Raw genomic sequence first — 14,977 nt, 5'->3', positions numbered from 1 at the left:
GATACAATTAACTAAATAAACTTCCTAATACGGGAAGGCTCTGAGGAGGAAACGTTGGCAAACCAGGCGCAGGACCGCTACGTCGTTATTTCCGCCGATGGTCACGCCGGCGCCGACATCCAGCACTACAAGCCCTATCTCGAGTCGAAGTGGCATGCCGAGTTCGACGAGTGGGCCAAGGCCTTCAACGACCCGTGGCTCGAGGTGGAGGACAGCGACCGCAAGTTCGGCGTCGCTTCGGGCGGTGGGGACTCCACGTTCAGCTGGGACAGCAGCAAGCGCAATGAGGCGCTCGAAGCCGAAGGCATTGTCGGCGAGGTGATCTTCCCCAATACGGCTCCGCCGTTCTTCCCCAGCGCAATCCTTACCGCAGCCGCGCCGCGGACGCGCGAGGAGTACGAACGACGCTGGGCCGGACTCAGAGCGCACAACCGGTGGCTGGTCGACTTCTGCGGTCAACTCCCCGGCCGCCGTGCCGGCGTCGCCCAAGTGTTCCTCAACGATGTCGACGACACCGTCGGGGAACTGCACTGGATCAAGGAGTCGGGGCTGACCGGTGGCATCATCCTGCCGGGCGACTCCCCCGACAATCTGGTGCCGCTGTATCTCCCGCGCTACAACCGAATCTGGGAACTGTGTGCCGAGTACGACATCCCGGTGCACCGGCACGCAAACGTTCCCGGCCACTCCCCCACACCGGAGTACGGCGTCGCGGCACCGGCTATCGGCTTGATCGAGGCGCCCTTCTTCGCCAAGCGCGGACTGGCACACATGATTTTCAACGGAGTGTTCGAGCGGTATCCGAACTTGAAATACGTGACCACCGAGGACGGGGCCGGATGGGTACCCTCCCACCTGGCCGAACTGGACGGCCTGTATGAGGCCGCGCACGTCAGCGGGAGCATCGTCCATCACTTCGTCGGCGCCGCTGCCGAGGGCATGACCAAGAAGCCGAGCGAGTATTTCGCCTCGAATTGCTACCTCGGTGCGAGCTTCCTCACCGGTCCGGAATGCGCGATGCGCGACCAGATCGGTGTCGACAAGATCATGTGGGGCTCGGACCTGCCGCACCTCGAGGGCACGTATCCCTACAGTTTGGAGGCTATGCGAGCGGCGTTCGCCGGCGTGCCGGAGAGCGAAGTCCGGCGCATGCTTGCCGGTACGGCGGCGGAGGTTTACAACTTCGATCTCGACTTCCTGCAGTCGATCGCCAACAAGGTCGGCCCGACTGTGTCTCTGATCAACGAGCCCTTGGTCGACGGCCCGAAGTTTCCGTCCGAGACCGTGACGCCGCCACTGATCATCGAGCCGATGCCTGGTTCGCAGTTGGCTCCGGCCTGAGCAGCACGCCGCACTTATCCACAACCGACGACGGCACTCACCTCGGCCGAGGTGGGTGCCGTCGTCGTGGTATGCCTATGCACGGCCCTGGCTATCGGGCCGCGTCCGCTGGGGCTATGGTGCACCGATGCCTGCACCCCCTCGCGTGCCGTGCGTATGCAGCACACTCGGCGCCCAGGGCTCCAACGTGCGCCCGATCCGCCTGGATGTGCTGCGCCCGACGGACTAGCCGCCGCACGAGCAGGCCATAGCATGAGCAGGCCTTAGTGTGACCAACTGCTAATATGGCAGGTCCGCGGGCTAAAGATAGTCGCCAAGTAGGGCTCTATCCGACAAATAGTTTAGATAATTTCGCTAATCCTTGGTAAGGTACAAGTTCGTGGGAACTGACAGTTGCCTCGGTCTCCGAAACTCGCGCCAGGGGCGTACCGGCCCCGACCGGCAGGCTCGCTTCGAACCAGCCAGCAAAGCGAAAGCGGTCGGCCGGGCGGGTGCACAATTCCGTCAGATCGGCGCCCGTCGAAACGATCTTCCGCTGTGGTGTACCGGCGGCACGCGCGAGACGACCGTTATCGCGCGTTATTCCTCATACGCAGCCCCCTGCACGACATCGGCTCCCCTACTGGAGGAAAAGTGAGAGACGCATTCGATCTTGTCATCCGCGGCGGAACAGTCCTGGACGGGACCGGAGCGGATCCCATAGAGGCGGATGTGGCCGTCACCGACGGGCGCATCGCCGCGGTGGGGAAGGTCAGCGGGCGTGGTGCCGAGGAGATCGACGCCCGCGATCGTCTTGTTACGCCCGGCTTCGTCGACGTCCACACCCACTACGACGGTCAAGTCACGTGGGAGCAGACGCTCGGACCATCGTCTGGGCATGGCGTCACCACGGTGGTGATGGGGAATTGCGGGGTCGGCTTCGCGCCCGCTCGTGCCGAGCAGCGCGATCTGCTTGTCAGACTCATGGAGGGCGTCGAGGACATCCCCGGCGTCGTCATGACCACCGGGGTGCCTTGGAACTGGGAGACCTTTCCCGACTACCTCGATGCACTGGACCGCCGCCACACCGACATCGACTTCGCCGCGCAGGTTCCCCATTCTCCGCTGCGCGTGTACGTAATGGGTCAGCGCGGCGCAGACCTCGAGCCCCCCACCGACGCAGACCTCAACGAGATGCGGCGCCTCACCGCCGAAGCGGTCCGGGCGGGCGCGCTCGGGGTATCGACGTCACGGACGATGGCTCACCGCTTCAAGACCGGCGAACTCGCGCCGTCGGTGCCCACCGAGGACACCGAAATACTGGCATTGGCCGACGGCCTACGCGACGCCGGCACCGGTGTGTTCCAGTTGGTGCCGAACAACGAACTCGACCCGAACACACAGTTCGCATTGTTGCGCCGGATCGCGGAACGTTCAGGTCGCCCCGTGTCGTTCACCTTCCTGCAGGATCCGGGGTGGCCCGGAGGCTGGCGGGATATATTGCGGAGCCTCGAAACCGCTCGGGACGATGGACACTCCATCCGGGGCCAGGTCCTGGCGCGGCCGGTGGGCGCGCTGCTCGGCCTCGAACTGTCACTTCACCCGTTCGCACTGCACCCGAGCTTTCGACCGTTGCGCGACTTGCCACTGCCGGACAAGGTGCAAGCGATGCGCGACCCCGGGTTGCGCCGCCGCCTCCTGGCCGAGCAACCCGAGGACCCGAACCCCTTCTTCAAATTCGTGATCTCTGATCATGAGTCGCTCTACGTGCTGGGCGATCCGCCCAATTACCATCCAGCCGCCGACGACAGCATCTCGGCGAAGGCCCGGCGTGACGGACGCGAACCGCTCGAGGTGATCTACGAAGCATTGCTGGAACGCGACGGGCACGAAATTCTCTACCGGCCGATGGGCAATCGGGATGGTGACCGGTTCGAGAGCGCCGGACGCGATATGGTCCCACACGACCTGACCGTCCTGGCCCTCGGCGACGGAGGGGCACATTACTCGACGATCTGCGATGCGGCGTACCCCACGTACTTCCTCACACATTGGGTGCGCGATGCGACCGCCGATCGCCGCATCGAGCTACCCCAAGCGATCAGGATGTTGACCACCCAGCCGGCGGCAGCGGTCGACTTGGGCGACCGAGGCGTAATCCGTCGGGGTGCCAAGGCGGATCTGAACGTGATCGACCTGGATCGGCTCCACCTGCACGCCCCGCACACGACCTACGACTTGCCCGCCGGCGGGCGCCGGCTCCGGCAGCGAGCTGACGGCTACGACGCAACAGTCGTGTCGGGCCTGGTGACCTACCTCGGTGGCGAGGCGACTGGTGCGCTCCCCGGACGCCTGGTCCGGGGAGCGCGGCGATCAAGTGCGGCAGCATAGCGTCCCCGACCGCGGAATGGCCCGACGGTGCCGTCGATGGCCGTCACCGTCGGGCGTGGCGCCCTAACCGATCCGCCAACCTGCCGGCCTGCGCCGAGGGGTTTCCAACGTGGCTGTCCGCCCTTTCTTTGCTGAGCCGGCTCCATGTGTGAGGCGGCCAGGGCAGACGACGATGCGTCCGCGTCGCTGAGCCGACACAGCTGAATAACCACTACCGCACCGGCTCGTCTCCGCGACGACGTCCGGCGGCGCCGACGATAGAGGATCGAATGAAATTCGGGATGCAGCTTTTTCCGTGGGAACGCTGGCCGGACTTCCGGTCGATCGGCCCGGTCGTGCGAACCGCGGAAGAGGTGGGCTTCGACGGAGTGGCCTTATCCGATCACATTGCCCCGCCGAGGGTTCCGGAAGCAGCCGCGACAGGCAAGTCGCGCCCCGAGATCTACGTTCTCGCAGCGCATCTCGCCGCACTGACCGAGCGGATCCGGCTGGTTTTCTACGCCACGGTGGTGCCGTACCGGGGTGCTGTCCACCAGGCGAAGCTGGCGGCCACACTCGACCAGGTGAGCAACGGACGGTTCACAATGGTCGTCGGGACTGGCTGGCTGGAGGCCGAGTTCGACGCGCTCCAGGTCTCCTTCGCCGACCGCGGCGACATCACCGATGAGTACTGCCGGGCGATGATCACGCTCTGGACGCAGGAGGAGCCGACCTTCGCGGGTAAGCATGTGCGGTTCGAACCTCTCACGTTCGAGCCGAAATGCGTGCAGCGCCCGCATATTCCGCTCTGGATCGCCGGGAGCGGCCGGCGGCCGTTGCGGCGGCTGGTGGAGTTCGGCAGCGGGTGGACCCCGATGGTCGGCGACGTACCAACGCTCGCGCGCCAGGTCGCCGCGGCAAAGGATGCCGTGCGCGCCGCGGGACGCGACGCGGACGCACTCGACTTCGCTTTCGGCATCTCGTTCGGTGAGCCGGACCGGCTGGTGGAGAAGGCATCCGAGCATGTCGGGGAGTCCAACGCAGAACGCATGGCCGGTTCGAGGGACCAGATCGTGGACCTCGTCGGGCGCTATCAGGAGGCGGGGTTCACCTATCTCAGCATTTCCTCCGCCTGGGACAAGCCATCCGATCTGCAGCGAAAGCTCGAGTGGTTCGCGGAGAACGTGATGCCGCAATTCCGGTAGCCAGAACGAAATCCGTCTCGATGCGCCGCAGCTCGGCGCCGCGAGGACCGGAGCAACCGAAGCAAAGAAGGCAGGACGGATGATCCGCAATTCGTCAGGGGCGAATTCGATTTCCAGGTCGGCGGCACTATGAGCAAAGAGGCTACTGCGGCCTGGTTCTCGTTCACAGAGGTGTTCGAAGGCCACCACGACGAGTTCGACCGTTGGCACGCGCTCGACCACATGCCCGAGCAATTCGGCATCGAAGGAGTCGTCGGCGCCCAGCGTTGGACGGCGGACCGAGGCCTCGAGGTGGCCGGTACCGACGAGGACCTCGCCGCCACGCATCACGCTCACATGTACCTACTCGCGCACCCCGCCCGAGGTGCGCTCGAAGAGATGACTGTGCTCGGCAGGCAACTGGCCGAAGCGGGTCGTTGGTTCGATGCCCGCCGCGGACTCCTCCACGCGCCGTTCCATGTGACAGGGAAGTGGGTATCCCCAGACGTTCCGGTGCGCGCCATCGTCCTTCCATACCGCCCCGACCGAGGTGCGCACATCGTCGTGCTCGACTCGGAGCACTCCCCGACCATCGCGGCCGCCCTCGCGCGGGTACCCGGAGTCGCAGGCTGCTGGTCATTCGAGAGCATGGCCGGTACCGAGCTTCCACCGGGTTTCCCGGCTGCTCCCGCGGGAACCGGCATCGTCGTCGCCTGGCTCGACGAAGATCCCTCCCACATCGCGGAACAGTTGAATCACACTGTCACGACTCCCGTGCGCTACGCGCGCACGCTTCGCCCAGCACACGCCTACCAGGGTTGATCAGGGCCGCAGTCGAGGCGGGCGACTGGTCGGAGCACGCCGACGGTGTGGTCAACGCGACCGGATCGAACTACTGCCCGAGGAGTACACGCAGCGACTGGTGGCAACCGAACCGGAATCCACTGCCGCCTGACGCGGACTGATGGCGCCGCCCGATGAGCTGCAGGCCGAAGGCTGGGCGCGCTATGCCATCCGGGATGTCCAGGCTCGCAGTTTCATCGGCAGCGTTTACCCAACCGTATGTTGATCAATCCTTGCTGCTGGCAGTGGTCTGATCGACCATCAGCCCCAGGCCTGAGGCATACGGGACCCGCACTGTGGCGGGCGATCGGGGTGCATCCGGAAGAACAGCCCGGATGCGCCCCGATCGTCGTCTAGGCATCGACACCCTCGCCAACCGGAACAGAAGCCGATGCGTGACTTCAACCTCGGCTCACCCGTTGACTACCGAGGCCCGCACCGCCACAGTGTCCGCGGGAGCGGGAGATTCCGGAAGATCGCGGGCTTGTCGGTCAACGACAACACGATCTTCGTATCACTACGCCCAGTAAGGCACTCAGTTCGTCAACTCAGTTGGGGATTGCGCGGTTACGACAGTGGGATGTAGACGTTCTTGTGGTGAACGTAGTCCTCGATAGCGGCGCGGCCGCCTTCTCGGCCGAAGCCACTCGCTTTGGTGCCGCCGAAGGGTGCCGACGCGGTCATCGGCGCGAAGGAGTTGACCGCGACCCAACCCACCTCGAGTTCTTCGGCCATTCTGTGTGCCCGGACCAGATCGGTGGTGTGAACGTAGGCAGCCAGACCGTAACTGGTCGCGTTGGCCATTTCCAGCGCCTGCTCAGCGGTGTCGAACCGGGTGACCGCGAGAACCGGGCCGAAGACTTCCTGCTGCGCCAGCGAACTGGCGTTGTCCACGTCGGCCAGCACAGTCGGACGAACAAACGCACCCGAGGCCAGCTCACCATCGAGGCGATCACCACCCGTCACCAGCCTGGCCTCACTCTTTGCCTGGTCCACCACCGCCAGAATCCGCTCAGCGGCGGCATGGTCGATGACCGGGCCCATCGTTACGGCGGGATCGAGGGGATCGCCGATGCGCGGTGATTGAGCGACCGCTTGCACGCGCTCGAGCACTTCGTCGTACACCGAGGACTCGACCATCAGCCTGGTGGGGAAAAAGCAGCCCTGTCCAGCCCCGGCGATCGTGCTCATGAACGCGGCCATTTGTGCAGCTGCGTCCAGATCGGCATCTGCGAAAACAATATTGGCCGACTTGCCGCCGAGTTCCAGCGTGACAGGTGTCTGGGTCTCCGCGGCGAGCGCCATCACACTCGTGGCCACCTGAGGACTACCGGTAAACGACACTTTGCGCACGTCTGGATGTCGGATGATGGCCTCAGACGTATAGCGATCACCGGACAGCACGCTGAGCACACCTTCCGGCAAGCCCGCTTCCAAGCAGAGTTCGGCCAACCGCATCACAGCGAACGGCCCGAGTTCCGGCGAGCGCATCACGACACAGTTGCCCGCCGCCAGGGCCGGAGCGAGTTTCATCGACGCATTGATAATCGGTCCGTTCCAGGTGATCAGCGCGCCTACCACCCCATACGGCTCGTAACGGACATAATCAAGAGCCCGCGCCGGATAGGCGCTGATCAACTCGCCCTCGAACTTGTCGGACCAGCCGGCGTAGTACTCGAACAGGTCGATCGCCTGCCCAAGGTAGCCGGGGGTAAGCGGAGTACCGGTTTCGAGGGCGACCAGTTGGATGAGTTCGTCCTCATGGGCGCGCAATTGCTCGGCGATCCGCCAGAGGATTCGGCGACGCTGGTCCGCACCCAGCCGCTTCCACGAGGGAAACGCGCGGCGTCCCGCAGCCACGGCACGGTCCACCTCCTCGGATCCCGCTACCGGAAAGCTCCCCAACACTTGTCCGGTGGTCGGATCCACTCGATCCAAGGTTCCACGCGACGTGCGAGTGACCCGCTCGGAGCCGATATACAGCGCTGGTTCTGGAAGCACGCGAGCAGCCAGTTTCGAGTGGCTGTCGATAATGCTCATGTAGCAACTCCTTTTGTTACTCGGGGGTGTTTCATACGAAGAAAACGAGCCGGTACAGGGGATATCGGGCTTGAGCCGGTGGCAGGACCGGGGCCCGTGTCAAAAGGACCGACGATCCGCAGGGCGGGTCCGTTCACCTGCCGGTTGCCGAATCCGAATTCCTGCGCGCGGTGTCTTCTAGTCGCCCGACACCGACCTGGACCATGCTCTCTCATTCTACTAAATGAATTTAGTAATTTGACCCATTTTGCGCCTTGGCCGACTAATGTCCAGTCCTGCCCCCAATTCCTCACAACCCGAACGTCGGCCTGGACCCGGGGCCAGGACGATCGAGCACTCCGATACCGGCCTCCGCCGAGACGGCACAGCGGTCGAGGGCTTCGCTCACCGCACATATGACGGGGCACGCCCCTTCTCGACGAAGGCCACCCAGGAACACCTAGGAGATCCACCCGTGAAAACCAACGCTGCCGTCCTGCGTTCCGCCCCCTCAGAGTGGCAGGTCGAGGAAGTCGAACTCGACGAACCCCGCCGCGGCGAGGTACTCGTGGAGATGGTCGCCACCGGGCTGTGCCACTCCGACGACCATGTCTCCCACGGCGACGTCCAGGTCGGTTATCTGCCCGTGGTCGGGGGCCACGAAGGCAGCGGCATCGTCCGGGCCGTAGGCACGGAGGTCCACGACCTGGAAGTCGGCGATCACGTCCTCACCTCGTTCGTCCCAGCATGCGGTCGATGCCGCTGGTGCGCGATGGGAATGCAGAACCTCTGCGACGTCGGCGCACTGACCTTGATCGGCCATCAGCTGGATGGCACGTTCCGCATGCACACCGCCGACGGCCTCGACATCGCCACCATCGCCTTGCTCGGCACGTTCTCCGAATGGCAGGTCTACGACCAGCGCTCGCTGATCAAAATCGATAAGGACATTCCGCTCGAGGTGGCGTGTCTGGTCGCATGCGGTGTCCAGACCGGCTACGGCTCGGCAACCACCGCCGGCAACGTGCAGCCTGGCGACGTGGTCATCGTCGCCGGGGTCGGCGGTATCGGCATGAACGCAGTACAGGGCGCAGTCGCGTCCGGCGCCGCGCACATCATCGCGGTCGATCCCGTCCCCGATAAGCAGAAATGGGCCCTCGAGTTCGGAGCAACCGAATCTTTCCCGTCGTTGGCCGACGCGACCCCCCGCGTCCAGGCCCTCACCAACGGCCAAGGCGCAGACGTGACCATCCTCACGGCCGGGGTGGTCCACAATGATCTCATCACGGCGGGCTACCACTCGATCCGCAAGGCGGGCACTCTTGTCGTCACTGGTGTCGGACCTGACCAAGAGGACGGCCTGCGTGGCATCAATGCCTACGACATGGCCATGTTCCAGAAGCGCATCCAGGGCGCTCTGTACGGCATGAAGTCCCCACTGGAGGCTATGCCGATGCTGCTGAACCAGTACCGCAGCGGCAAACTCAAGCTCGATGAGCTGGTGACTCGCACCTACAGCCTCGATCAGATCAACACCGCATACGACGATATGCGCAACGGGCGCAACATCCGCGGAGTCATCCGGTTCCGCTGATAGCTCGGAACGGGATGTCGACGCGTCCAGCGCGTGCAAGCCGCAGATCAGCACAGCCCGCCGTAGTGGAAGTTTCCCCCGGTGAAGATGTGTGTCAGCACCAAAACCCGAGGCCACGCAGGAATCCCACACGGAATGTCACCGCATACCGTTGATCCGGCTCGGCGATTGAGCACGCCTCTCTCAGAGAAGATCCGCCCACAAGTTGCGGGTACGCACGATCCGCCGGAGGCGCTCAGGCGGCTGCCGGAGGGCCCGTGGGCGCCCCGGGCAAAACCACCACCACGGTGATACCACTATCTAAGATCAATAGTTGAACTCTATGTATGTGATCGGTATCATATCGATTTACGGGAGGCGATAGTGACACGGTTCGGAATTCCACGGCAATCAACCAGACCGCAGGAAAGCGCGATGATTGCCGAACTCTACGACCGGCAGCAGATCCACGACGCCGTAATGAGGTATTGCCGCGGTGTAGATCGATGCGATGCTGAACTCCTGGAATGCGGTTACCACGACGGTGCGACGGACAATCACACCGGCGAAGCGATTCCGGTGGCAGAGTCGAACCCTTTCTTCATGGAAACGCTCGAAAAGGCCTTCGTCGCTACCCAGCACAATATCTGCAACGAATACGTCGAGATCGACGGAGATATCGCGCGGAGCGAGTCGTACTTCATGGCATGCCAGCGGGTTGTTCACGACGGCGAGGAGTACGACTGGTTCCTCGGCGGAAGATATCTCGACACGTTGCGACGCGACGAAGAACTCGGCTGGCGGGTCGATGCGCGGCGGGTCGCCTACGACTGGGAACGCGTAGAACCCAGGCGCCCTGCGCCCCAGGGGTTCCCCTTCCAGATTCCCGATGCAGGGCTCCGCGGAAACCGCGGAGCCGCTGACCCCTCCTACGCCTGGTAGGTATGACGCCCAGCTCTCGATGGCACAGCCTATCGATGGCACAGGGCGCAAGACACCAGATCTACCGGCCGGCAGGCGCCACATGGCGCTGGACGAAAGGAAGCATGTGATGTCGGAGTCTTCGGTATACACAGTCCCGCAGTTGCGGGACGACGCCGCCGTGACGGCCGTTCTGTCCGACTGGCTGACAGCCCGTGATCCCGGTGGTTCCCGGGTGGAGATTGTCGCGCTGCGCCGTCCGCAGGGCTCGGGGGCGTCGAACGAGACCTTGCTCGTGCGGACCCTCACCTCGGCGCAGGGAGCCGAGCCGGTGGACTTGGTCCTTCGCATCGCCCCGACCACGCTGCAGTTCGTCTTCGAACCGCGCTTCGCCGAGCAGTACCAGGTGCTTGATACCTTGGGCCGGAACACGGACATCCCGGTGCCCAAGATGCTGGGTTATGAGGCCGATACGTCCTTGTTCGGCGCGCCGTTCTGGGTGATGAGCCACGTCCAGGGCCGGGCACCTGCGGATTTCCCGCCGTACAGTCAGGAAGGCTGGTTGTTCGACGCCACCCCCGAGCAGCGGCGCCGTGTCTGGCGCAGCGGCGTCGAAGCTCTTGGCGCACTCGCCTCCGTTCCGGTCGGACTGTTCGACTTCCTCGACGACCCCGCTCGTGGTGACGGCGGTCTGCGCCAAAGCTTGCAGTATTGGCGGGAAGCGCTGGACTGGGCGAGCACTCCGATGGACAACCCGGTGCTCGAGCAGGTGTACGAATGGCTCGTCGCCCACTTCCCGCAGGCGCCGATGGCGGGGCTGTCGTGGGGAGATGCGCGAATAGGGAACCTGTTGTTCGACGGCGGCCGCTGTACCGCGGTGCTGGACTGGGAACTGCTCTCGCTGGGCGGCCCACTCACGGATCTCTGCTACTGGCTCATGTTCGACGAGATGCTCACCACGGGCCTCGAGCTGCCCCGCCTCGACGGCTTCGGCACGAGGGAGGAAACCCTCGACCTGTGGCAGGAAACCACAGGAACCGAACTGCCAGACCTTACCTGGTATGAGATTTTCTGCTGGTTCCGGCTTGCATCGGTCATGATGCGCAGCGACCAAATGCGCCGGGCAGCTGGTCGCCCCGTGCCAGGCCCGGGTGAGTTCGGCTGTCTGAGCGACGTCGCGGACGGCCTCGCGCGCCGCCTTGGTCTGTCCACTGCATCCTGAAGGAGGAAAGCGACATGCTGTCGCCGTTCGACGACTATCCAGTCCACCAGACGCTCGAGCCGCTCCGTCGGCCCGGCACGACCGACCGCAACTACTACGACCGCTACTACTTCAACATGCACACCCCCGATAGTTCGGGCCCGTTCCTCGCCATGGGATTCGGCGTGTACCCCAACCGCGGCGTGGTCGACGGCTACATCGCAGTGCTCGCGGGCGGCACCCACTACGTCACCCGAGCCAGCCGGACCCTCGACGACGACCGCGCGCGAATGGAAGTCGGGCCGCTGCGCATCGAGGTTATCGAAGGCCTGCGCCGGCTGCGCGTCGTCTGCGAGCCTGGCAGCGGTGACATTGCTGCTGACCTTAGGTGGACCAGCACGATTCCGGCGCATCTGGAGCCCCGGCACAAGCTGGAGCGAGGCAACCGGACGATCATGGATATGTGCCGGTTCACCCAAACCGGCACCTGGGAAGGCACGCTCGTGATCGACGGGCACACTTACGAGGCAGACCCGGAGAACTATCTGGGAATGCGGGATCATTCCTGGGGCGTTCGCCCGCTCGGCGAGCCCGAGAGCGGTGGCATCGACAGTTCCGTCCCACCGCAGGGCGGCTATTGGAGTTCGGCTGCCATTCGGCTCGCCGATCGCACCATCCTGTTCAGCGCGCAGGAGGACCCGCATGGTGTGCGGAGCTACGGGGACACTGTCGCCGTCTATTCAGACCCGTCCATCCCTGACGAGGACCTCGGCCAGGGCGAACACGCCTGGACCTTCGTGCCCGGGACCCGGCGGCTGTCCGGGGGCACGCTGACCTTTCCGGATTCGGCCGGAAAGGTCAGCGAGATCGTGGTCGAGCCACTGCTACCCTTCGTGCTCAGCCTCGGCACCGGCTACGGCGGCGAGGCGGCGCCGCAGCCCGGCCTGGTGTCGTGGCGACACGGCATGTACCTCGGCGACCTCAGTGTGGAGACGCCCAAGTGGGTCATGGCCGATATTCCTCCCGATGCGCTGTTCAATGCGACCGTCGAAAACGTGTGCCGGTTCACGACCAACACCGGCGAGGTCGGCTACGGCACGATGAACCTGGTGATTGCCGGGGCCAACGAGCGCTACGGCTTCACCGGGTTTACCGACGGCGCGGCCTGAAAGTCGGCATCGTCTCGTCGCGGTGTCGGGTTGGTAGTCCGGACAGCGGCTCTGCGAGCGGGGTTCAACCGGCACGTCAGATGACGGTGCCGGTTGAACCGGGCAGGTAACCGACATCGCGGGTTCCTGAGCGGATACCGATTTCCGCGCAGGATGAAGTACCGTGACCCGCCCCCGACGGAGTCGGCCATGACAACGGCGGCGAGTGAGATTCAGCGAACCGATGCCTTGCCCTTGTTCTACGCCGCAGCACTAGACCGACCGGGACCGTAGGGGCCGTCGAAATTCTCGGCTGTGCATCCGAGTTACTCATTTGATCCGCAGATGACTGTTCGCAGGTCTTCAGCTATTCCGCGTCCGGGTCCGCGGGCAGTATGCCAGCACAACGGCTTGCCGTGCCAGGTCCGCACCTGCCCCAAGTGGCTGACATTCCAGCGAACTGCGTTGTCCGACAAGCCAGCTGCCGCAACGAGCCCCGATTTCCTAACTGCAGAACAGCTGCGTTGCCTGCGTCGGCCCGCTGGAGACTCCGTCACGCACGTGCCGACCGATCGCCACGTGCGACCAAGTCGACCAGATCTCGACGCACGACCTTGCCGGTGGCCGTCGTGGGAAGCTCCGCGAGGAAGACGACCTCGTCTGGGGTCTTCGAGCCGCGCAGCCGCGCTCGCGTCCATTCACGGAGTTCATCGGCGTCGGCCGTGCGGCCGTTCCGCAGGACGACGAATGCTGCGATCCGCTGTCCCCACTCGACATCTGGCACTCCGGCGACAGCACATTCGAGCACCGCTTCATGCCGTCCAAGCACATCCTCGATCTCTGCGGGGGCGATGTTCTCCCCGCCGCGGATGATCGTGTCATCCGCCCGCCCTCGCACGAACAGGAACCCGGCCGCGTCGAGGTAGCCGCGGTCGCGCGTCGGAAACCAGCCGTCCGCCCGCACGACGCTGCCCGCCTCTGCGTATTCACCCGATACCTGCTCGCCCCGCACTACGATGTCGCCGACGACTCCGGGAGGGCACGGACGGCCCTCGTCGTCGTGCACCTCGATGTCGACCGACGGCAGGGCCCGACCGACCGAACCGAGCCTGGCCCGGACGGCGGGATCAGGGCTCGCGGCGGCCTCGCGATGGTCCTCGGGGCCAAGCACTGCGATCGAAGACGCCGTTTCGGTCAGCCCGTAGGCATTGACAAATCCCGTATGGGGGAACAATCGCAGGGCTTCGCCGATGACCTCGGCCGCGATCTTCGCGCCGCCATAGGAGACCGAGCGGAGACTGGATGGCGCCTCGTGGCCGCGCGCCTTCAACTCGGCGACAATGCGGACGAGCATGGTCGGCACAACCATGGCATGGCTGATTTTCTGCGTCTCGACGAGGTCGAGCCAAGTCCCGGGCTTGAACTGGTCCAGATAGACGAGGCGACGTCCGGCGAAGAGGTTGGACAACGCGTTGGCTACTGCCGCGATGTGGTAGGGCGGCACACTGACCAGCGTCGCCGCGTCCTCGTCCGCCGAGGCGAACTCCACCGACCCGAAAATGTAAGAGGCGAGATGGCGATGGCGAAGAACGGCACTCTTCGGCGCCGCTGTTGTGCCGCTCGTCATCAGGAGCACCGCCACCGCATCGGGATCGACCTCGTCTACCCCCAGGACCTCGACTTCAGAGTCAAGTGGCTGCTGCAGGAACTCGGAAATGCCGATCGTCCGCTGCCGAGGTGCGCGCGCGGGCGCGTCAGTGACTACGAGCGGATCTTCTTGACGCTCCAGGATATCGTCGAGCTGCTCGGCCGAAAGGCGATAGTTCAGCGGAAGGAACGGTATGCCGGCCAGCGTCGCGGCGAACATTGCCACCGGGAACGCCTCACCGTTCCCGCCGAGATACACGAGCCGCTTGCTCCCCGTCCGCCGCAGCAGATGGGCCCCAGCGATCGCCCTGTCCCTGAGGTCAGCGCCGGTCAGGCCGCGGTTCGCGTCGCCGATCACAACCCGCTCAGCCATACCGTCCCCGACCATCTCGAGGATCATGGCCAGATTCATGCTGAACTCCCTCGTCGCTGTCGGATGGATGTCCGATTCATATAGTTAGATAAGATATCTTATTGCATATGTAGGCGCAAAGCTCAGGTTTGCCCACTTCGACAACGCCCGAACCCGTCGTGCGCCCCGCGTAACCCGATCTTGCCCCCGCTGACCGACTGCCGTCGGCGGGGCTTCGCCGAAGGGCGGACAACGCTCCGGTTTCACCGGGGCGGCAAATTCGCTTCGGCGATGACGCGCCAGCCGACCGCGCAGTTCCGATCCTTCGCTTACCGGCAAGTAATCGGTGCCGCCCCGCCATATCCGCCTGGGTTCGTGGCGACGGCCACGCCGACATCG

10 protein-coding genes and 1 pseudogene are annotated in these 14,977 nt (G+C 64.6%); 9 read left to right on the top strand and 2 right to left on the bottom strand.

The window, feature by feature from the left end:
- Positions 1–54: 54 nt before the first annotated feature.
- The 5 genes and pseudogenes from ACQPXH_RS12330 to ACQPXH_RS12310 all read left to right on the top strand — a co-directional run.
- Entirely contained in the window at positions 55–1,341 is a 1,287-nt protein-coding gene (locus ACQPXH_RS12330; RefSeq protein ID WP_433602463.1) for an amidohydrolase family protein, read from the top strand.
- Positions 1,342–1,974: 633 nt separating this feature from the next.
- The gene (locus ACQPXH_RS12325; protein WP_433602462.1) at positions 1,975–3,711 is read left to right on the top strand and encodes an N-acyl-D-amino-acid deacylase family protein; all 1,737 of its coding nucleotides are present in this window, start codon (positions 1,975–1,977) and stop codon (positions 3,709–3,711) included.
- A 269-nt stretch (positions 3,712–3,980) separates the two neighbouring features.
- Complete coding sequence (locus ACQPXH_RS12320; RefSeq protein ID WP_433602461.1) at positions 3,981–4,895, top strand: TIGR03619 family F420-dependent LLM class oxidoreductase; 915 nt, start codon at positions 3,981–3,983, stop codon at positions 4,893–4,895.
- 129 nt (positions 4,896–5,024) lie between these two features.
- Positions 5,025–5,696 carry a hypothetical protein gene (locus ACQPXH_RS12315; protein WP_433602460.1) on the top strand — a complete coding sequence of 224 codons (672 nt, stop codon included), beginning with the start codon at positions 5,025–5,027 and terminating at the stop codon, positions 5,694–5,696.
- Positions 5,697–5,704: 8 nt separating this feature from the next.
- Positions 5,705–5,901, top strand: a pseudogene (locus ACQPXH_RS12310) (hypothetical protein); the annotation flags it as partial.
- A gap of 383 nt (positions 5,902–6,284) precedes the next feature.
- On the opposite strand, the gene ACQPXH_RS12305 reads toward ACQPXH_RS12310, so the two are convergent.
- On the bottom strand, positions 6,285–7,757 hold the full coding sequence (locus ACQPXH_RS12305; RefSeq protein ID WP_433602459.1) for an aldehyde dehydrogenase family protein: 1,473 nt from the start codon (positions 7,755–7,757) through the stop codon (positions 6,285–6,287).
- A 454-nt stretch (positions 7,758–8,211) separates the two neighbouring features.
- Here ACQPXH_RS12305 and ACQPXH_RS12300 point away from each other — a divergent pair, with 454 nt between their 5' ends.
- From ACQPXH_RS12300 to ACQPXH_RS12285, 4 genes are all read left to right on the top strand, one after another.
- Positions 8,212–9,330: an NDMA-dependent alcohol dehydrogenase gene (locus ACQPXH_RS12300; protein ID WP_433602458.1), complete on the top strand. Its 1,119-nt coding sequence runs from the start codon at positions 8,212–8,214 to the stop codon at positions 9,328–9,330.
- Between the two features lie 414 nt (positions 9,331–9,744).
- Entirely contained in the window at positions 9,745–10,251 is a 507-nt protein-coding gene (locus ACQPXH_RS12295) for a nuclear transport factor 2 family protein (protein ID WP_433602457.1), read from the top strand.
- A gap of 82 nt (positions 10,252–10,333) precedes the next feature.
- Positions 10,334–11,452, top strand: coding sequence for a phosphotransferase family protein (locus tag ACQPXH_RS12290; RefSeq protein WP_433602456.1), 1,119 nt, complete (start codon positions 10,334–10,336; stop codon positions 11,450–11,452).
- Positions 11,453–11,466: 14 nt separating this feature from the next.
- Entirely contained in the window at positions 11,467–12,600 is a 1,134-nt protein-coding gene (locus ACQPXH_RS12285; RefSeq protein WP_433602455.1) for a hypothetical protein, read from the top strand.
- 532 nt (positions 12,601–13,132) lie between these two features.
- Here the strand turns inward: ACQPXH_RS12285 and ACQPXH_RS12280 are convergent.
- Positions 13,133–14,638: a class I adenylate-forming enzyme family protein gene (locus ACQPXH_RS12280; RefSeq protein WP_433602454.1), complete on the bottom strand. Its 1,506-nt coding sequence runs from the start codon at positions 14,636–14,638 to the stop codon at positions 13,133–13,135.
- Positions 14,639–14,977 lie beyond the last annotated feature (339 nt).

Origin of the sequence: Nocardia sp. CA-135953, from assembly GCF_050955735.1 — a bacterium.
In the GTDB taxonomy this organism is placed as follows: domain Bacteria; phylum Actinomycetota; class Actinomycetes; order Mycobacteriales; family Mycobacteriaceae; genus Nocardia.
This window is presented reverse-complemented; position numbering and strand designations above follow the sequence as displayed.

Excerpts from the sequence above, each read along its gene's own strand:
- ACQPXH_RS12320 (WP_433602461.1), top strand. The coding sequence starts at position 3,981 with ATGAAATTCGGGATGCAGCTTTTTCCGTGGGAACGCTGGCCGGACTTC.
- ACQPXH_RS12315 (WP_433602460.1), top strand. The coding sequence starts at position 5,025 with ATGAGCAAAGAGGCTACTGCGGCCTGGTTCTCGTTCACAGAGGTGTTC.
- ACQPXH_RS12305 (WP_433602459.1), bottom strand. The coding sequence starts at position 7,757 with ATGAGCATTATCGACAGCCACTCGAAACTGGCTGCTCGCGTGCTTCCA.
- ACQPXH_RS12295 (WP_433602457.1), top strand. The coding sequence starts at position 9,745 with ATGATTGCCGAACTCTACGACCGGCAGCAGATCCACGACGCCGTAATG.
- ACQPXH_RS12290 (WP_433602456.1), top strand. The coding sequence starts at position 10,334 with ATGGCGCTGGACGAAAGGAAGCATGTGATGTCGGAGTCTTCGGTATAC.
- ACQPXH_RS12285 (WP_433602455.1), top strand. The coding sequence starts at position 11,467 with ATGCTGTCGCCGTTCGACGACTATCCAGTCCACCAGACGCTCGAGCCG.
- ACQPXH_RS12280 (WP_433602454.1), bottom strand. The coding sequence starts at position 14,638 with ATGAATCTGGCCATGATCCTCGAGATGGTCGGGGACGGTATGGCTGAG.